The organism is Ancylobacter moscoviensis (assembly GCF_007559435.1).
Classification (GTDB): Bacteria; Pseudomonadota; Alphaproteobacteria; order Rhizobiales; family Xanthobacteraceae; genus Ancylobacter; species Ancylobacter moscoviensis.
Map to the genome: position 1 here is coordinate 157,851 of NZ_VMBP01000003.1, position 18,521 is coordinate 176,371.

15 protein-coding genes are annotated in these 18,521 nt (G+C 67.4%); 7 read left to right on the forward strand and 8 right to left on the reverse strand.

The window, feature by feature from the left end:
* Window positions 1–20: 20 nt before the first annotated feature.
* Window positions 21–1,892 carry an ABC-F family ATP-binding cassette domain-containing protein gene (locus FO470_RS10810; protein WP_144342973.1) on the forward strand — a complete coding sequence of 624 codons (1,872 nt, stop codon included), beginning with the start codon at window positions 21–23 and terminating at the stop codon, window positions 1,890–1,892.
* A gap of 409 nt (window positions 1,893–2,301) precedes the next feature.
* Here the strand turns inward: FO470_RS10810 and FO470_RS10815 are convergent, their stop codons facing one another.
* From FO470_RS10815 to FO470_RS10825, 3 genes are all read right to left on the reverse strand, one after another.
* Entirely contained in the window at window positions 2,302–3,591 is a 1,290-nt protein-coding gene (locus tag FO470_RS10815) for a porin (RefSeq protein ID WP_246659554.1), read from the reverse strand.
* A 319-nt stretch (window positions 3,592–3,910) separates the two neighbouring features.
* The gene (locus FO470_RS10820; protein WP_144342974.1) at window positions 3,911–4,357 is read right to left on the reverse strand and encodes a DNA polymerase III subunit chi; all 447 of its coding nucleotides are present in this window, start codon (window positions 4,355–4,357) and stop codon (window positions 3,911–3,913) included.
* Between the two features lie 67 nt (window positions 4,358–4,424).
* The gene (locus FO470_RS10825; RefSeq protein WP_144342975.1) at window positions 4,425–5,933 is read right to left on the reverse strand and encodes a leucyl aminopeptidase; all 1,509 of its coding nucleotides are present in this window, start codon (window positions 5,931–5,933) and stop codon (window positions 4,425–4,427) included.
* A gap of 208 nt (window positions 5,934–6,141) precedes the next feature.
* Between FO470_RS10825 and lptF the strand changes: the two genes are divergently transcribed.
* The 6 genes from lptF to rsmA all read left to right on the forward strand — a co-directional run bounded on the left by lptF (window position 6,142) and on the right by rsmA (window position 13,972).
* Window positions 6,142–7,299, forward strand: coding sequence for an LPS export ABC transporter permease LptF (gene lptF / locus FO470_RS10830; RefSeq protein WP_144342976.1), 1,158 nt, complete (start codon window positions 6,142–6,144; stop codon window positions 7,297–7,299).
* 55 nt (window positions 7,300–7,354) lie between these two features.
* Window positions 7,355–8,440: an LPS export ABC transporter permease LptG gene (gene lptG / locus FO470_RS10835; protein WP_144342977.1), complete on the forward strand. Its 1,086-nt coding sequence runs from the start codon at window positions 7,355–7,357 to the stop codon at window positions 8,438–8,440.
* A gap of 212 nt (window positions 8,441–8,652) precedes the next feature.
* The gene (locus tag FO470_RS10840; RefSeq protein ID WP_246659555.1) at window positions 8,653–10,926 is read left to right on the forward strand and encodes an LPS-assembly protein LptD; all 2,274 of its coding nucleotides are present in this window, start codon (window positions 8,653–8,655) and stop codon (window positions 10,924–10,926) included.
* Between the two features lie 96 nt (window positions 10,927–11,022).
* Window positions 11,023–12,006 carry a SurA N-terminal domain-containing protein gene (locus FO470_RS10845; protein ID WP_144342979.1) on the forward strand — a complete coding sequence of 328 codons (984 nt, stop codon included), beginning with the start codon at window positions 11,023–11,025 and terminating at the stop codon, window positions 12,004–12,006.
* 7 nt (window positions 12,007–12,013) lie between these two features.
* Entirely contained in the window at window positions 12,014–13,051 is a 1,038-nt protein-coding gene (gene pdxA, locus FO470_RS10850) for a 4-hydroxythreonine-4-phosphate dehydrogenase PdxA (protein ID WP_144342980.1), read from the forward strand.
* Window positions 13,052–13,066: 15 nt separating this feature from the next.
* Window positions 13,067–13,972, forward strand: coding sequence for a 16S rRNA (adenine(1518)-N(6)/adenine(1519)-N(6))-dimethyltransferase RsmA (gene rsmA, locus FO470_RS10855; protein WP_144342981.1), 906 nt, complete (start codon window positions 13,067–13,069; stop codon window positions 13,970–13,972).
* Here rsmA and gmk read toward each other — a convergent pair.
* From gmk to FO470_RS10880, 5 genes are all read right to left on the reverse strand, one after another.
* Window positions 13,945–14,607 (reverse strand): guanylate kinase, encoded by a 663-nt coding sequence (gene gmk, locus FO470_RS10860; protein ID WP_144342982.1) that lies wholly within the window; start codon window positions 14,605–14,607, stop codon window positions 13,945–13,947. The two genes, rsmA and gmk, sit on opposite strands and share 28 nt — an antisense overlap.
* A 5-nt stretch (window positions 14,608–14,612) precedes the next feature.
* A complete protein-coding gene (locus FO470_RS10865) occupies window positions 14,613–15,500 on the reverse strand; it encodes a YicC/YloC family endoribonuclease (RefSeq protein ID WP_144342983.1) in 888 nt (295 codons plus the stop codon).
* 89 nt (window positions 15,501–15,589) lie between these two features.
* Window positions 15,590–16,729, reverse strand: a complete 1,140-nt coding sequence (gene mltG / locus FO470_RS10870) for an endolytic transglycosylase MltG (RefSeq protein WP_144342984.1) — start codon at window positions 16,727–16,729, stop codon at window positions 15,590–15,592.
* 154 nt (window positions 16,730–16,883) lie between these two features.
* The gene (fabF, locus tag FO470_RS10875; protein ID WP_144342985.1) at window positions 16,884–18,146 is read right to left on the reverse strand and encodes a beta-ketoacyl-ACP synthase II; all 1,263 of its coding nucleotides are present in this window, start codon (window positions 18,144–18,146) and stop codon (window positions 16,884–16,886) included.
* Window positions 18,147–18,216: 70 nt separating this feature from the next.
* Complete coding sequence (locus FO470_RS10880) at window positions 18,217–18,453, reverse strand: acyl carrier protein (protein WP_013165911.1); 237 nt, start codon at window positions 18,451–18,453, stop codon at window positions 18,217–18,219.
* Window positions 18,454–18,521 lie beyond the last annotated feature (68 nt).

Consider the following 18,521-nt stretch of genomic DNA (forward strand, 5'->3'; position numbering starts at 1 on the left):
TGCACGGCACAAGACGCTCCATGATCGTATTCGAAGACATCTCGCTGCGCGTCGCCGGGCGACTGCTGATCGACCATGCCTCCGCCATCCTGCCCGAGGACGGGCGCGTGGGCCTCGTCGGCCGCAACGGCACCGGCAAGACGACGCTGTTCCGCGCCATCACCGGCGACATCGCGCTGGAGACCGGCGACATCCGCATTCCCGCCGGCGCGCGCATCGGCCAGGTCGCGCAGGAGGCCCCCGCCGGGCCGGAGAAGCTGATCGACGTCGTGCTTGCCGCCGACACCGAGCGCGCGCATCTGCTGAGGGAGCGCGAGGAGACGACGGACCCGGCCCGCATCGCCGAGATCGAGCTGCGCCTCGTCGATATCGACGCCCATGCGGCTCCCGCCCGCGCCGCCCGCATCCTCGCCGGCCTCGGCTTCGACGAAGCGGCGCAGCAGCGGCCCTGCTCGGAATTCTCCGGCGGCTGGCGCATGCGCGTGGCGCTCGCCGCCGTGCTCTTCGCCGAGCCGGACCTGCTGCTGCTCGACGAGCCGACGAACTATCTCGATCTCGAAGGCACGCTCTGGCTGCAGGATTACCTCGCCCGCTATCCCCGCACCGTGCTCATCGTCAGTCACGACCGCGAGCTGCTAAACGAATCCGTGCAGTTCATCCTGCATCTCGACCAGGGCAAGCTGTCGCTCTGGCGTGGCGGCTATGATTCCTTCGAGCGCCAGCGGGCCGAAAAGCAGGCGCTCGACCAGAAAGCGCGCCTCAAGCAGGAAGCCAAGCGCAAGCACATGGAGGCCTTCGTCGAGCGCTTCCGCGCCAAGGCATCCAAGGCGCGGCAGGCGCAATCGCGGCTGAAGGCGCTGGCGCGGCTCGCCCCGATCGCCGAGGCCGTCGGCGAGAGCGCGGCGGCGATCTCCATCCGCCACCCCGAGCGCATTCCCTCCCCGCCCATCCTCACCCTCGACGGCGTATCCGCCGGCTACGAGCCGGGGCGGCCGATCCTGCGCAACCTCACCCTGCGCATCGACCATGACGACCGCATCGCCCTGCTCGGGCCGAACGGCAACGGCAAGTCGACCTTCGCCAAGCTGATTTCCGGGCGCCTGGCGCCGCTCGGCGGCAAGATGGTCCAGGCGGCGGGCCTGGAGATCGCCTATCTCGCCCAGCACCAGCTCGACGAGCTCGTCGCCGGCGAGACGGTCTACGATCACGTGCGCCGGCTGATGCCGGAGACGCCCGAAGCCAAGGTACGATCGCGTGCCGCCGAGATGGGCTTTTCCGGCGCTACCGCCAACACCACCATTTCCGCGCTGTCCGGCGGCGAGAAGGCCCGGCTGCTGCTCGGCCTCGCGGCTTTCCACGGACCGCATCTGCTCATCCTCGACGAGCCGACCAATCATCTCGACATCGCCGCGCGTCAGGCGCTGATGGAAGCGATCAACGACTTTCCCGGCGCGGTTATCCTGATCAGCCACGACCGCTCGCTGCTCGACGCCAGCGCCGAACGCCTCTGGCTGGTCGCCGAGGGAACCGTGCGCCCCTATGACGGGGATCTCGACGAGTATCAGAAGCTCGTCGTCGGTCGCAGTGCATCGTCCCAGCGCAAGGAGGCGACGAGCTCGCGCGCAGACGAACGGCGGCAGGCCGCCGACCGGCGGGCGGAAACCGCTCCGCTGCGCAAGAAGATCAAGGAGATCGAGACCGCGATGGCCAAGCTGGAGCGGGGCATCGCCGTCTTCGACGAGAAGCTGGCCGACGAAGCGCTCTATGTGAAGAATCCGGCCGAAGCCCAGCGCCTCGCCCGCGAGCGCGCCGACGCCGCCCTGGCCCTGGCAAGGGCGGAAGAAGAGTGGCTGGAGCACTCGGCCGCGCTCGACGAGGCCATGGCTTCCTGAACGAAAGGCCCCGGGGGGAGCTCCCTGCCATCGGCCTCCACGCCCTGCCGCGGGCTCACCGCCTTTCGTAACGCGCCGCCGATTTTCGGCCACGCCGAGCCCGTTCGCCAATCCGTATCAGGATGGCTTCGGACGGGGTTCTCCATGTGCCGGCAAAGCGACCTCCCCGCACGCCCCGTCGAGCTGGGCGCCTTGCCTGTTGCACACGGCGATCAAAGGGGCAGGCAGGCGGAGCCCTCACCACGCGGGCGAGCCGGCGTTCGTCACGCTTCCACTTCAGCCACTCATTCGTTGGCACGAGCCTCGCCCCCGTGCGTCCACGGCTCACCCCTTCCCATCCGCATCGGCTCAAAAGCAAAAAGCCCCGGCACAAGGCCGGGGCTTTCCGTAGTCAGGATCTCGGAAGAGATCAGAAAGAACGCTTCGCCGAGAAGGTGATGCGGTTCTGGGTGGTCTCTTCGCTGTAGCCGACCGGCGGCAGGAAGAAGGCGTCCGTGCCCTTGTACTCAGCCGACAGGTAGTCGTACTGCAGGACGAGGGTCAGGCCCTTGACCGGGATCCAGCCGATGTTGGCGCCGACGTTGTAACCAACGAACTCAGCGCTGACGTCCGGGAAGATCTGGAAGGAGTCGGTCTGGGTGTAGCTGCCGACCACGCTGGTGAACACCGACGGGGTCCAGTAGTGCTGGAGAGCACCACCGACGTACCAGCCGGAGACCGTGTTGCCGAAGTAGTCAACGGTCGGGATCGCGCCCTTCAGGCCGAGGTAGCCCGGCGCGCCGTCGGCGTAAGCGCCTTCGACGTACAGGGTGGTGGTCTCAGCGAAGTCGAAGCGAACGCCGGCCAGAGCCGCCCAGCCGGAGCTGTCCGAACCGTAAACCGGCGCGCCGAACCAGGAGACGTCACCGATGTCGTGGTAAGCGCCCGACAGCTTGAAGGCGCCCCAGGTGCCTTCGTAAGCGATGTTGGCCACCACGTCCGGAACCTGCTGCCCGGAGTCGAGGGTGAAGTCGGGCAGGAAGTAGGTGCCGCCGAAGTCGCCGTCGCGAGCATAGCCGTCTTCGAGGGCGATGGTCGCCGAGAAGCCGTTGCCGAAGTCAGCGGTGTACGACACGAGCTGGGTGGTCGTATCCGAGTAGAAGTTACCCGGACGGATGCCGTACCAGAAGTCGCCGGCCCAGAAGTCGAAGGTCGACTGAGCGCGACCGAAGGTGAAGCCGGCGAACTGGATGTAGCCGTACTTCAGGTAGGCATCGCTGCCGCCGACGTCGTCGAAGCCGAAGGAGGTGCCGTCTTCGTTCTGGCCGTAGCCGAACGACTCACCAGCCTCGAAGCGGGCTTCGATGTACGAACGCAGGGTGCCGTACTCGGTCTGGGTGCGGGCGTCGAGCTGGATCGCCGCGCGGGTCGTGAAGTCGAACTGCCCGTCGGGATCGAGACGGCCACCGGCAACCGGCAGACCAGCGTAGCGATCCTTGACGTCCAGATCCGTCCAGTAGGTATCAGCGGTGACGTAACCGCCGACCTTGAGGCAGGTATCGGTGCCCGGAATGTAATAGAAGCCCGCGCCGTAGGTGGAGCAGATCTTCACGTATTCCGCAGCCTTCGCCTTCACAGGCAGATCGGCCGCCGCAGCAGTCCCGACCATAGCAAGCCCGGCAACCGAGCCGAGCAGCACATTCTTGATGACCGTCTTCACTTCATTCTCCCCCAAATTGGACCAATGTTGGGTTTTCAATTGTCAGGACCCCGCCGCGAAGCGCGGCATCCACAGTGATATTGTTTGAAACGCCCCGGCGGTGCAAAGCGAAAGTGGCCGGAAAGTGCCCTGGCTGACCATTCGGCATCGAAGTGTTGCCATCGAGACACAATTTTCACGACGGCCCGGCCGGCAGATGGCTCCCGCAGGGGCCATGGTGGAAAGCCTTGGTAAATCAAGGCTTAACAAAAGGCGTCAAACGCCGCCGAACGAGCCGCGCCGTTGAATTATGGCACGGCCTGCCGCCATCCCGCCGGATTCAACGCCGCTGCCAGCGCCCGTCCGGCCCTTGCTGCCAATAGGCCACCTCGTGCCCTCCGGCCCGCGCCTCGCGCCACGCGCCACGCGCCTGATCGATGGCGTCGGAATCGTTTCCGTCGAACAGATGAATCACCCGCTCATAGGGCGAGAGGTCCGGTATCGACGCGCTGTCGATCAGGAATCGGACCGCAGCCTCGTTCGGATTCGATTCGGAGGTGGTGAGGAGAATCGGCTGGCGAGCCGGTTCGGGCTGGCGATCGGTGCCGTGCGGCAGGAACGACGCCTCGTCATAGGTCCACAGCAGCTGGTCGAGCGCGTCGACCCGCTCGGAGGAGGTCGTCTGGACGGCGCAGCGCCAGCCGCGCTCCAGGCATTTCTCCAGAAGCTGCGGCAGCGCCGCCTCGAGCGGCCGGCTCTGCAGATGATAGAAGAACACTTCCGTCATGAAGGGCTTCGCTCATCCCTCTGCCGTTCGGCCTGCGGCAGACATTTCCACCGCAGGCGCCGGCACGTCACGATTCGTAGTGGCGCGCCACCAGGTGGTCGAGCAGGCGTACGCCCCAGCCCGCGCCCCAGCTCTTGTTGAACTCGTTCGCCGGCGAGGACATGCCCGTGCCGGCGATGTCGAGATGCGCCCACGGCACGTCGCCGACGAAGCGCTGCAGGAACTGCGCGGCGGTGATCGAGCCGCCGAATCGCCCGCCGGTGTTCTTCATGTCGGCGAACTTGGAATCGATCAGCTTGTCGTAGTCGGGCGAGAGCGGCAGGCGCCACACCTTCTCGCCCGTCGACAGGCCCGAATCGGTCAGCCGCTCGGAAAGCGCGTCATTGTTGGAGAACAGGCCGGCATGCTCGGTGCCGAGCGCGACCATGATCGCGCCGGTGAGCGTGGCGAGGTCGACCATGAACTGCGGCTTGAAGCGCTCCTTGGCGTACCAGAGCACGTCGCCGAGCACGAGGCGGCCCTCGGCGTCGGTGTTGATGATCTCGATCGTCTGCCCGGACATCGAGGTGACGATGTCGCCCGGCCGCTGCGCGTTGCCGTCGGGCATGTTCTCCACCAGGCCGATGAGGCCGACCGCGTTCACCTTCGCCTTGCGGCTCGCCAGCGCGTGCATCAGGCCGACGACGCAGGCCGCGCCCGCCATGTCGCCCTTCATGTCCTCCATGCCGGCCGCCGGCTTGATGGAGATGCCGCCGGTGTCGAACACCACGCCCTTGCCGATGAAGGCGACGGGCGCCTCGCCGGCCTTGCCGCCGTTCCAGCGCATCACCACGACGCGGCTCTCCTGCGCCGAGCCCTGGCCGACGCCGAGAAGCGCGCCCATGCCGAGCTTGCGCAGTTCCTTCTCGCCGAGCACCTCGACGTCCACGCCGACCTTGGCGAGGTCGCCGGTGCGCTTGGCGAATTCGGTCGGGGTCAGCACGTTGGCCGGCTCGTTCACCAGGTCGCGGGCGATGATCACGCCCTCGCCGGTGCCCTCGCGCTTCTTCCACGCGCGCTTCGCCGCCGCGTCGTCCTCTATATATAGAGTCGCCTTGGGCTTCGGCGTCGCCTCGTCGGCCTTCTTCTTGGTCTTGTAGCGATCGAAGGAATAGGCGCGCAGCCGCAGGCCCAGCGCCACTTCGGCCGCGGCCTCCGCCGGCACCTCGCCGCCGGGCAGCGCGAGCACCACGCCCACATCCTTCGCCGAGGCCGGCAGCCGGCCCATGATGGAACCGCCGATCTTCAGCCAGTCGAGCGACTTCAGCTCGGCCGCCTTGCCCACGCCCACCACGATGAGGCGCGAGGCGTCGAGCCCCGTCGGCGCCACGAGCTCGAGCACCTTGCCATTCTTGCCGGTGAAGCGGTCCGCCTTCGCGGCGCGCGACACCAGATCGCCGGCAGGCGCGAGCAGCGCCTCGACCGCCGGAGCGAAGGCGGGCCCCTCCCCTTCCGCCGGCTCGGCGGCGAGAAGCACGACGATCCCTTCCAGGGCGGTCGGGAGCTTGGCGAAACTGATCTTCACGTTATCGGGCATTTTCGCACCTTGAATGGCCTCGGCAGTCGATCCCTTCTCTTTAGCCGAATGCGGGCCGGGCGACGAGCCTTCCGGGGCGATCGCGACGATTAGGCCACGCTGCCCGATTTGCGCCCGATCGCGCGGGCAATTATTCATCGGGAGTGAAGACGGTCGCGCCGGGGCGGCGGACGTTTCGCAGATTCGGGAAGTCAGGGAACGCCGCTCGATGAACCGCCTGGACCGCTACGTGTTCCGATCGGCCGCCACGGCCTTTCTGGGAACGCTTCTGGTGCTGACCGCGATGATCTGGGTCACGCAGGCGCTGCGCGAGCTCGACATCATGACCACGCAGGGCCAGACCATCCTGGCCTTCGTCTTCATCACCAGCCTCGCCTTGCCCGCGCTCATCCTCGGCCTCGCGCCGGCGGCGCTGTTCATGGCGGTCGCGCACACGCTCTTCCGCATGAACAGCGATTCCGAGATCGTCGTGGCGAGCGCGGCGGGCATCTCGACGTGGCGCTTCCTGCGTCCGCTGGTGATTCTCGCGCTCATCGTGGCGACGTGCTGCGCGGCGCTCTCGCTCGAGCTGGTGCCGGCGGCGCTGCGCCAGTTCCGGTTCGAGATCTCGCGCGTGCGGGCGGACGTGGTGGCGTTCATCGCCCAGCCCGGCCGCTTCACCACGCTGGCGCAGGGCATGGTGTTCCATGTGCGCGAGCGCAACGCGAACGGCGTGCTCGGCGGCATCTTCATCAACGACGCGCGCGATCCCAATCAGGTCAACACCTACCTCGCCGAGCGCGGGCAGGTGGTCGACAGCGCCGAGGGCACCTTCCTGGTGCTGGAGGACGGCGCCATCCACCGCCGCACGACCGGCAAGCCGGACAGCAACGTGGTGGAATTCCAGCGCTACGCCTTCGACCTCTCCCCCTTCACCTCGAACGGGGAAGCCACGGTCTACCGCGCGCCGGAGCGCTCCTTCCGCGACCTGCTGAATCCCAGTTCGCAGGACGTCGCCTTCCTTCTGGAAGCCGGACGCTTCACCGAGGAGATCCACCGAAGGCTGTCATTGCCGCTCTATGTGCTCGCCTTCTTCGGCATCGCCTGCGCGGCCCTGGCGGAACCACGCACCACGCGCGAGGGCCGCGGCCTGGCGCTGGCGGCGACGGCCCCCTTCATCATCACCTTGCAGGTGACAAGCTTCGGCCTCATCAATCAGGTGCGCAGCAATCCCGATCTCATACCATTCGTGTATATCGTGCCGATCGTCTTCATCGTGGGCTCCCTGCTCTCGCTCAGCGGCCGCTTCAAGCCGCGCATGCCGGAAGCGATTCGGCGCCGGGTGGACCGGCTCGCGCAGCGCGTGGTGCGCGCTACCGTGAACTAGGACCTTACATGACGCGACACGACGACATCGTCCGGGACAGCAGCGGAGCCGCCTCGTGATCGGGCGCACGCTCGGGGTTTATTTCGGCCGGCGATTCCTCTCCTCGGTTCTCGGCATCTTCGTCGGGTGCGCGGGGCTGATCATGCTCATCGACCTGCTGGAGCTGTCGCGGCGCGTGGGCGAGCGCGACGTCGATTTCGGCACGCTGGCTCTGCTGGTGTTCTACCGGATGCCGTTCTTCACCGAGCAGCTCCTGCCCTTTGCCGTGCTCTTTGGTGCCATCGGCACCTTCCTCACGCTGTCACGGCGGCTGGAACTGGTGGTGGCCCGCGCGGCGGGCATCTCGGCGTGGCAGTTCATCGCACCCGCCTGCCTGCTCGCCGTGCTGCTCGGCGTGTTCTCGACGACCGTCTACAATCCCGCCTCGGCCGAGTTCAAGGACCGCGCCAGCCGGATGGAGGCGGAGATCTTCAACCGGCAGACCGGCCTGTTCTCCACGACCACCGGCGGCTTCTGGATGCGCCAGCAGAGCGTGGACGGGCAGGCGATCATCCAGGCGGCGGCCACCGGCAATGGCGGGCGCGAGCTCACCGGCGTCAACGTCTTCCTGTTCGACGATCACGACAAGCTCATCGAGCGCATCGAGGCGCGTCGGGCTGTCCTCGATGTCGGTGCATGGCGGCTGGAAAATGCGCGCGTCTTAACTCCTGGAATAGGGTTGCAGGAGTATGAGGTCTACATGCTCGCCACCAACCTCACGCCGAATCAGGTCCAGGAAACGCTGCAAAGCGATACCGTTCCGTTCTGGGACCTGCCGGCCGCGATCGACGCGGCAACCCGCGTCGGGTTCGGCGCGGAGCGTTACCGGCTGCAATATCAGAGCCTGCTGGCGCGGCCTATGCTGCTGCTCGCGATGGTGCTTATTGCCGCCTCGGTAAGCCTGCGCGTTTTCCGGTTCGGCGGGATCGGGCAGACGATTCTCGGTGGCGTCACCGCCGGCTTTCTGCTTTATGTGTCTACCAAGCTCGCCGAGGACCTTGGCGAGGCCGGGATTGTGCATCCCGTTATTGCAGCGTGGTTTCCAGCGGTCGTTGGGGCACTGATGGGAGTTCTCATCCTGCTTCACCGGGAGGACGGATGAAGGTCGGCAGCGTGATCGCCGGCCAGGCAGAAACGGTGGGCAAGCGGCATCGCCGCCGACTCAACGCTTCTGCCTGTTGGCTGCTCTTCGCGGTAACTTCCGCTACGCTGGTCGCGTTTGGACCGGCGTCGACGGCTTTTGCCCAAAATCCAGGAACTTCGCCTCTCGCGGCGGGAATCGTCGGCAATCGCCAGACGGACCCGAACGCCAAGATGCTCGTGACGGCGGACCAGCTGGTCTACGACAACACGCGCAACGAGGTGATCGCGGAAGGCAACGTCCAGATCTATTACGACGGCGCCGTCCTCGAGGCGAAGCGCGTCGTCTATGACCGCAACAGCAACCGCCTGCGCGCGGAAGGTGGCGTCCGTCTCAAGGACAAGGACGGCACCGTCATCGCCGCCGACAATCTCGACCTGTCGCAGGACTTCACCGACGGCTTCGTGAACTCGCTGCGCATCGACACGGCCGAGGACATGCATTTCGTCGCCGCGCGCGCCGACCGCTCCGGCGGCGACACGACGGTGCTGACCAGCGGCGCCTACACGCCGTGCGAACCCTGTAAGGAAAAGCCTGAGAAGCCGCCGTTCTGGCAGGTGAAGGCCGCCAAGATCATCCACAAAGAAAAAGAACAGATGATCTATTTCGAGGACGCCCGGTTCGAGTTCCTGGGCGTTCCGATCGCGTGGGCTCCCTATATGGAGATGCCGGATCCGACGGTGAAGCGGAAATCGGGCTTCCTGATCCCGACCTTCATCCACACGTCGGAAATCGGCTACGGCGCCTCGATCCCGTATTTCTGGAACATCGCGCCCAACATGGACGTGACGTTCTCGCCGCTCATCGTTTCCAAGCAGGGCGTGATGCTCGAAGGCGAGTTCCGCCACCGGCTGGAGACGGGCAGCTACAGCATCCGCGCGGCCGGCATCGAGCAGCAGGACAAGGACGAGTTCTTCGGTCAGCCCGGCTATCGCGACCAGCGCGGCATGGTCGAGACGCACGGCCGCTTCAACATCAACGAGAACTGGTACTGGGGCTGGGACGGCTGGCTGACGTCGGACGAGACCTTCCTGCAGGACTACAAGCTCATCGGCGAAAACGTCCGCGAGGTCACCTCGCAGCTCTACCTCGTGGGCCAGGGCGATCGCAGCTATTTCGACGCGCGGGCGATGTATTTCACCGGGCTGACTTCCTATGACATCCAGGATCAGCAGCCGGTCATCCACCCGGTGATCGACTACAGCAAGACGCTGGGCGAGTCGGTCTTCGGCGGCCAGTTCAGCTATGACGTCAACTTCACCAGCCTGACGCGCAACGAGATCGACCTGCGCGCCACCTCGGCGGCCTTCGCGCCGACTTTTCCGACGCTCTATGACGGCCCCACCAACCAGTGCGACCTCACCAAGGTCGGCATAGATCCGGCCAAGCAGCGTGAAGACTGCCTGATGCGCGGCATGGCCGGCACCTACACCCGCCTGTCCGGCGTGGTGGACTGGCGCCGGACCGTCATCGACTCGGCCGGCCAGATGTGGACGCCGTTCTTCAACATGCAGCTCGACGTCGCGTCGGTGCAGACCGAGGCCGAAGACTATCCGTGGCTGCCCAGCGGCGACGAGTCGCTCGTGCGTGCCATGCCGGCCGTCGGCCTCGAATACCGCTATCCGTTCATCGCGACGCAGAGCTGGGGAACCCAGACGATCGAGCCCATCGCCCAGGTCATCATCCGCCCGGACGAGAGCGATATCGGCAAGTTCCCGAACGAAGACGCGCAGAGCCTGATCTTCGACGACACTAACCTGTTCGAGATCAACAAATATTCCGGCTATGACCGCGTCGAGGGCGGCGGGCGCGCCAATGTCGGCGTGCAGTATACCGCCAACTTCAACGACGGCAGCCAGATCAACGCGCTGTTCGGCCAGTCCTACCAGCTCTTCGGCAAGAACTCGTACGCCTATGAGGACATGGCGAACACGGGCGCCGAGTCGGGCCTGCAGGACGACGCGTCCGACTATGTCGCGCGCCTCTACTATCAGCCGACCAAGGACTTCTCGGTCATCAACCGCTTCCGTTTCGACCGCGACGACTGGTCGGTCCAGCGCTACGAGGTCGAGGGGCGCGCCCAGCTCTTCAACAAGCTGTCGGTCTCCGCCCTGTACGGCCTGTACACGGCCCAGCCCGAGCTCGGCTATTACGAGGAGCGCGAAGGCATTCTCGGTACCGGCACGCTCAAGCTGAACGAGAACTGGAGCATCCGGGCTGCGGCGCGCTACAACCTCAACCTCGACGAGGTCGACTACACGCTGTTCGGCATCTCCTATATCGACGAATGCTTCGGTCTGGCGCTCAGCTACCGCTCGGACTACACCGAGAGCGGCAACCGCCAGCGGGTCGATACGGTCCTCGTGACGATCACCCTCAAGACGCTGGGCGAAGTCGGCTTCCAGACGGATGTCGGATCGGGCTTCGGATCATCGAGCGACAACTGACGGTAAGCGTCGCATTGACGCCACATCCGCCGATCAGAACAGCGTCGATTGCGGGATCGTTCGCCTGACGGCGGACCGGAGGAGAGCGGAACGGAAATGCTCGGACGTGCTTGGAAGCGGGATAGCCGGCCGGACGGCCGGCGTCGGGTGGGTAGCGGGCTCGCCCGGGCACTTGTTGCCGGCTTCGTGGCCTTCGGTGCCGCCACCGCCCTGCCGGCCATGGCCCAGGCCCAGCAGATCCTCGTCATGGTGCAGGGCCAGCCGATCACCAATTTCGACGTCGCGCAGCGCGCCAAGCTGACCCAGCTCACCGAGCGCCGCAACCTCTCCCAGAAGGAAGCGCTCGAGGACCTGATCGACGAGCGGCTCAAGATCATCACCGCCGAGCGCTACGGTATCGTCGCCGATCAGGAAGAGCTGAACCGCATGTTCGCCCGCATGGCGAGCCGTTCCGGCCGCACGGCCGACCAGCTCACCCAGGCGCTCGCCCAGTCCGGCCTCGACGCCCGCATGCTGAAGACCAAGATGCGGGCGGACTATGTGTGGAACAACTATGTGCGCGGCCGTTTCTCCTCGGCCGCCACGGTGCGTGATTCCGACGTGTTCGCCGCCCTTCAGACCAAGGGCGAGGACCTCACCCGCGCCCAGCGCACCACCGAATACACCATCCGCCAGGTCGTCCTCGTCGTCGGCCGCACGGCCAATCCGGCGGAACGTTCGCGGCGCCTCGGCGAGGCCAACAGCCTGCGCAAGACCTTCAACGATTGCGAAGGCAGCGTCGACCGGGTGCGCGGCATGCGCGAGACCGTGGTGCGCGATCCGGTGATCCGCACCAGCGCCGACATGAGCGCTCCCGTGCGCAAGCTCATGGACGAGACGCCGGTCGGCCAGCTCACGCCGCCGGAAGTCACCCGCGCCGGCATCGAGATGGTCGCCATCTGTGCCCGCCGCGAGGTCGTCGGCGAGAGCGCCCAGAAGCGCGAAGTGCGCGCGGAGCTGGAGAACAAGCAGTTCGAGGCGGTCTCCAAGCGCCTGCTCCAGGACGCGCGCAAGTCCGCCATGATCCAGTATCGCCGCTGATACGGTCATGACGCGCGCTTTCTCGCCCGCCCTGGCCCTCTCGGCGGGCGAGCCTGCCGGCATCGGCCCCGATGTCGCCCTCGCCGCCTGGCTGCGGCGGGAAGAGCACCAGCTTCCGCCCTTCTTCATCACCGGCGATGCCGAGCTGCTGCGCGCCCGCGCCGCCCATCTCGGCCTTGCCGTGCCGGTCGTCGCGTGCGCTCCCGAAGACGCGGCCGCGCACTTCGCCACTGCCCTGCCCGTCGTCCCCACCGGTCCCGCCACGACGGCGGCGCCCGGTCGCCCGGATGCGTCGAGCGCGCCGGCCGCGCGTGCGGCGATCGATACGGCCGTGGGGCTCGTCCAGGCGGGACGTGCCGCCGCCATCGTCACCAATCCCATCTCCAAGGCGGTGCTCTACGCCGCCGGCTTCTCCTTTCCCGGCCACACCGAGTACCTCGCCTATCTCTCTGGCGATCCTGCCCCCCGGCCGGTCATGATGATCTGGTCGCCGGAACTCGCCGTGGTGCCGGCCACCATTCATGTGCCGCTCGCCGAGGTGCCCCACCTGTTCTCGCGCGAGTTGCTGATCGAAACCGCGCGCATCACCGCCCGCGACCTGACCCGCCGCTTCGGCATCGCCGCCCCGCGGCTTGCGATCTGCGGGCTCAATCCGCATGCCGGTGAGGAAGGCACGCTCGGGCTGGAGGACGAGATCGTCACGCGCCCGGCCGTCGAGGCCCTGCGCCAGGAAGGCATCGACGCGCGCGGCCCGCTTCCGGCCGACACGCTGTTCCATGCCGCCGCCCGCAAGACCTACGACGTCGCCATCGGCGCCTATCACGATCAGGTGCTGGCGCCGGTGAAGGCCCTCGCCTTCGACCGCGCGGTGAACGTGACGCTGGGCCTGCCCTTCGTGCGGACCTCGCCCGATCACGGGACGGCGTTCGACATCGCCGGCACCGGCCGCGCCGATCCGTCCAGCCTGATCGAGGCGCTGCGGCTCGCGCGCCGGCTCGCCGACCGCGACAGGGCCGCCGCCTCCGCCGCCCGCCTTCCGGCCTGAGCGGGCGCGGCGCTCATGAGCATCGACGACCTGCCTCCGCTGCGCGAGGTCATCCGGGAGCACGGGCTCTCGGCGCTGAAGTCGCTTGGCCAGAATTTCCTGCTCGACCTCAACCTCACCTCGAAGATCGCCCGCACTGCCGGCCGGCTGGAAGACGTGACGGTCGTCGAGGTGGGCCCCGGTCCGGGCGGCCTCACCCGCGCCATCCTCGCTCTCGGCGCCCGCAAGGTCGTCGCCATCGAGCGCGACCGGCGCTGCGTGGCCGCGCTGGCCGACGTGGCCGTCCGCTATCCCGACCGGCTGGAGATCGTCGAGGGCGATGCGCTGGAGGCCGATTACCGCGCCCTGGTGCCGGCGGAAGGGCGGGCCTGCGTCATCGCCAACCTGCCCTACAACGTCGCCACGCCGCTGCTCATCGGCTGGCTCTCCGCCGATCCGTGGCCGCCATGGTACGAGAGCCTGACCTTGATGTTCCAGCGCGAGGTCGCCGAGCGCATCGTGGCCGCGCCGGGCACCAATCATTACGGGCGGCTGGCCATCCTCACCGGCTGGCGGGCGGAAGCGCGCATCGCCTTCGACGTGCCAGCTTCCGCCTTCGTGCCGCCGCCCAAGGTCACCTCCTCCGTCGTGCACATCGTGCCCCGCCCGCATCCCCTGCCCTGCGACCTGCGGGCTCTGGAGCGGGTGACGGAAGCCGCCTTCGGCCAGCGCCGCAAGATGCTGCGCCAGAGCCTGAAGAGCCTCGGCGTCGATGTCAGGGATCTGCTGGGCGCCGCCGGCATCGAGCCGACCGAGCGGGCCGAGCGCGTGCCGGTGGAAGGCTTCGTCGCGCTGGCGAATGCCTGGGTGGCGCTGCGCAAGGGCAGCGCCACCGATGGCAACGTCGGCGGCCCTCAGGACGTCAGCGTCGCCAGTTCCTGATCGAGCCGCTCGACGATCGGCGGCAGGCCGAGCTGGCGTTCGCGGCGCAGGCGCTCGGCGGCAAGGATCGCCTTGAGATTGATGAAGGTCGTGTTGAGATCCTCGTTGACCAGCACGTAGTCGTATTCGCGCCAGTGGGCGATCTCGGTGCGGGCGTTCTTCAGGCGCTTCTCGATGACGCCGGAGGCATCCTCCGCCCGCCGCTCCAGCCGCATCTTCAGCTCGTTGGCCGATGGCGGCAGGATGAACACGCCGACGATATCCGCCCGCATGTTCTCGTAGAGCTGCAGCGTGCCCTGATAGTCGATGTCGAACAGCACATCCTTGCCGGCGGCCAGCGCGTTCTCCACCGGCTCGCGCGGCGTGCCATAGAAATTGCCGTGCACCTCCGCCGATTCCAGCAGGTCGCCGGTCTCGCGCAGCCTCTCGAAGCGCTCGCGCTTGATGAAATGGTAGTGGATGCCCTCCACCTCGCTCGGACGCCGCTCGCGCGTCGTCACCGAGACCGAGAGATGTATCTCGGGATGCTCCTTCAGCAGGAGCTGCGCCAGCGTCGACTTGCCCGCACCCGAGGGCGAGGACAGCACCAGCATCAGGCCGCGGCGGACGACGGAAATCTGGGAAGGGCTGGTCATGCGCCTCACTCGATGTTCTGGACCTGCTCGCGGAACTGCTCGACCAGCCCCTTCAGCTCCAGCCCGATGGCGGTCAGCGACACGTCGTTGGCCTTGGAGCAGAGCGTGTTGGTCTCGCGATTGAATTCCTGCGCGAGGAAATCCAGCCGTCGCCCGACCGCGCCGCCCTCGCCCAGCATGGCGCGCGCGGCGGCGACGTGGGCGACCAGCCGGTCGAGCTCCTCGCGCACGTCGACCTTGGAGGCGAGCAGCAGCGCTTCCTGATGCAGCCGGTCGGGATCGAAATTCGGGTTGGTGCCGATCAGCGTCCGCACCTGCTCGGCCAGCTTGGCGCGGATCGCCTCGGGCTGGCGGGCGGGGTTGGCCTCCGCCGCCGCGGTGAGCGCGGCGATGCCGTCCAGCCGCTCGTTCAGCACGATGCCCAGCGCGGCGCCTTCCTGCGCGCGCATGGCCGCGAGGTCGGCCAGGGCCTGTTCGAAACCGGTGACGACCGCCGCCTCGGCGGCGCGGCGTTCGGCCTCGCTTTCCTCGGCCTCGGTGATCTCCATCACACCCTTGAGGCCGAGCAGGCTCTCCAGCCGTACCGGCGGCGCGTCGAGGTCGGCGGCGATGCGGCGCACCGAGAGCGCCACGGCACGCAGCACGTCCTCGTTGACGCGCACGCTGACGTCCGGGTCGGTCCGCGCGAGGGAGAGATTGGCGTTGACGTTGCCGCGGGCGAGCACGCGCGAGGCGATCTGCTTGAGGCCGGGCTCCAGACCTTCCCAGCCGCCCGGCAGCCGCAGCCGGACGTCGAGCCCCTTGCCGTTGACCGATTTCAGTTCCCAGGCCCAGCTCCACGCACCGCTCGTTCCCTGCGTGCGTGCGAAGCCCGTCATGCTGGCCAGCGCCATAAAGTCCCCCCTGCCCCGCCCCTCGCGGCGGGCGGAACATAACGGCGGGCGGCGCCGGCCTCAAGCCGGCGCACACCCGCGAGATCGGCTCAGTCGATGGCAGTCGCGCCGGTGGTGCCGGAGGTTCCGGCGGGCTGGGCGGCCGGGTCGATCTTGCGGTCACGCTCGATCTGCCGCCAGCGCGCGACGTTGCGGTTGTGCTGCTCCAGCGTCTCGGCGAAGGCATGGCCGCCCGAGCCGTCGGCAACGAAGTAGACGTTCTTGGTTTTCGCCGGCTTGGCGGTCGCCTCCAGCGAGGCGCGGCCGGGATTGCCGATCGGCCCCGGCGGCAGCGCGGGAATGGTGTAGGTGTTGAACGGCGTCGGCGTGGAGATGTCGGTGCGCGTCAGCGGGCGCTCCAGCCGGCCCTTGCCGCGCACCAGACCGTAGATGATGGTCGGGTCGGACTGCAGGCGCATCTTCTTGTTCAGACGGTTGAGGAACACGGCCGCCACCTGCGGGCGCTCCTCCGCCACGCCGGTCTCCTTCTCGACGATGGAGGCGAGGATGACCAGTTCCTCCGGCGTCTTCAGCGGCAGGTCGGGATCGCGCTTGGCCCAGACCTCCTTGAGCGTGGCGTCCTGCGTGCGCATCATCCGGCGCAGCAGGTCCTCGCGCGTCGTGCCCCGGGTGATCTTGTAGGTGTCGGGCATCAGGCTGCCCTCGCGCGGCACCTGGCGGATGGCACCGGCGAGCTCCGCCACCTCGGTCAGCCGCTCGACGATCTGGTCGCTGGTCAGCCCCTCGGGGATCGTGACGGTGTATTCGATCACCTTGCCGGAGACGAGGGTGCCCAGCGCCTGCTGGATCGAGGCGCCCCTGGCGAAGGCATATTCGCCCGCCTTCAGCTTGCCCGAGGCACGGGTGCCGACGGCCGCGCCGACGAAGACCCACTTGTCGTCGATCACGCCCTGCTTCACCAGCAGGTCGGCGATGTCCATCACCCCGTAGTCGTTGGGCACGACCACCGCCTTGTCCTCGGCCAGCGGGCCCGGCGCGTAGTAGCGCGACTTGCCGTACCACAGCGCGCCGCCGCCCAGTACGATGGCGATGAGCAGCAGCGTGAAGAAGGCACTGCCCGCCACGATCACCGGATGGTGCGCATGGCGCGAGGTGCGCCGCTTCTCCGCCGGCTTGGCCGGAGGGGGCGCACTGGCAGGGGTCGGTGTCGGGGGAATCTGATCGGTCACTGAGTGCCTCGCCTGGGGTGCCTCACCTGAGGCTCATCACCTGGCGTCCGCGAGCCGCGCAACGCAGAGGCAGACTACCCCAAAAAATGGCGAAAGCGGGAACTCTGCCGCCCGGGGAAGCTGCGCTTTCCCCGGTATCGTGAACGCCGCGCGATCAGTTCGCGTAGCGCTTGAAGACCAGCGAGGCATTGGTACCGCCGAAGCCGAAGGAATTCGACAGCGCGTACTCGACCGGCCGCTTGCGCGCCTTGTGCGGCACGAGGTCGATCGGCGTCTCGACCGACGGATTGTCGAGATTGATGGTCGGCGGAACGATCTGGTCGCGAATCGCCAGCAGCGAGAAGATCGCCTCGATGGCGCCGGCCGCGCCGAGCAGATGCCCGGTCGCCGACTTGGTCGACGACATCGAGGCCGTCGCGGTCGCGTTGCCGAGCAGGCGCTGCACCGCTGCCAGCTCGATCTCGTCGGCCATGGTCGAGGTGCCGTGCGCGTTGATGTAGTCGATCTCGGACGCCGTGATGGCGGCCCGCTTCAGCGCCGCCTGCATGCTGCGATAGGCGCCGTCGCCGTCCTCGGAAGGAGCGGTGATGTGGAAGGCGTCGCCCGACATGCCGTAGCCGACGATCTCGCCATAGATCTTGGCGCTGCGGGCCAGCGCGTGCTCGAGCGCCTCGACCACGACCACGCCGGCGCCCTCGCCCATGACGAAGCCGTCGCGATCCCGGTCATAGGGGCGCGAGGCCTTCTCGGGCGTGTCGTTGAAACCTGTGGACAGCGCGCGGCAGGCGGCGAAGCCGGCGATGCCGATACGGCTGATCGGCGATTCGGTGCCGCCGGCCACCATCACCTCGGCATCGCCGAGCGCGACGAGGCGGGCGGCGTCGCCGATCGCGTGCGCGCCGGTCGAGCAGGCGGTGACCACCGCGTGATTCGGCCCCTTGAGGCCGTGCGCGATCGACACGTAGCCGCCGGCGAGGTTGATCAGCCGGCCGGGAATGAAGAAGGGGGAGACCCGGCGCGGACCGCGCTCCTGCAGCAGAAGGCTGGTCTCGGCGATACCCTGCAGGCCACCGATGCCGGAGCCGATCAGCACGCCGGAAGTGATCTGCTCCTCATAGGTCGAGGGGTGCCACCTGGCGTCGTCGAGCGCCTGCGTGGCCGCCGCCATCGCGTAAACGATGAAGTCGTCGACCTTGCGCTGTTCCTTCGGCTCCATCCACTGATCGGGATTGAACGTGCCGTCGCTGCCGTCCCCGCGCGGGACCGAGCAGGCGATCTGGCATGGCAGGTCGCTCACCTCGAAAGTGTCGATGCGGCGTGCGCCGCTCTTGCTTTCGAGAATACGCTCCCAGGTGGTGTCCACGCCGCAGCCGAGCGGCGTCACCATGCCGAGGCCGGTAACGACGACGCGCCTCATCCGATGTCTCCGGAGAACTCTCAAACATAGGCGCCGCGACGGAGAAGCCGCCGCAGCGCGCCGAACGGCCTCAGGCCGCGTTCTTTTCCAGGAACTTGATCGCGTCGCCGACGGTCAGGATCGTCTCGGCGGCGTCGTCCGGGATCTCGCAGTTGAAGGCTTCTTCAAAGGCCATGACCAGCTCGACCGTATCGAGGCTGTCGGCGCCGAGGTCGTCGATGAAGCTCGCATTCTCGGTAACCTTCTCGGGCTCCACGCCCAGATGCTCGGCTACAATCTTCTTCACGCGCTCGGCAATATCGCTCATCGGTTCACCCTCGTCCGTATCCGGAGGTTGCTACGTTGTTCCATCTGGCCCCCGCGCGAACGCGGTTT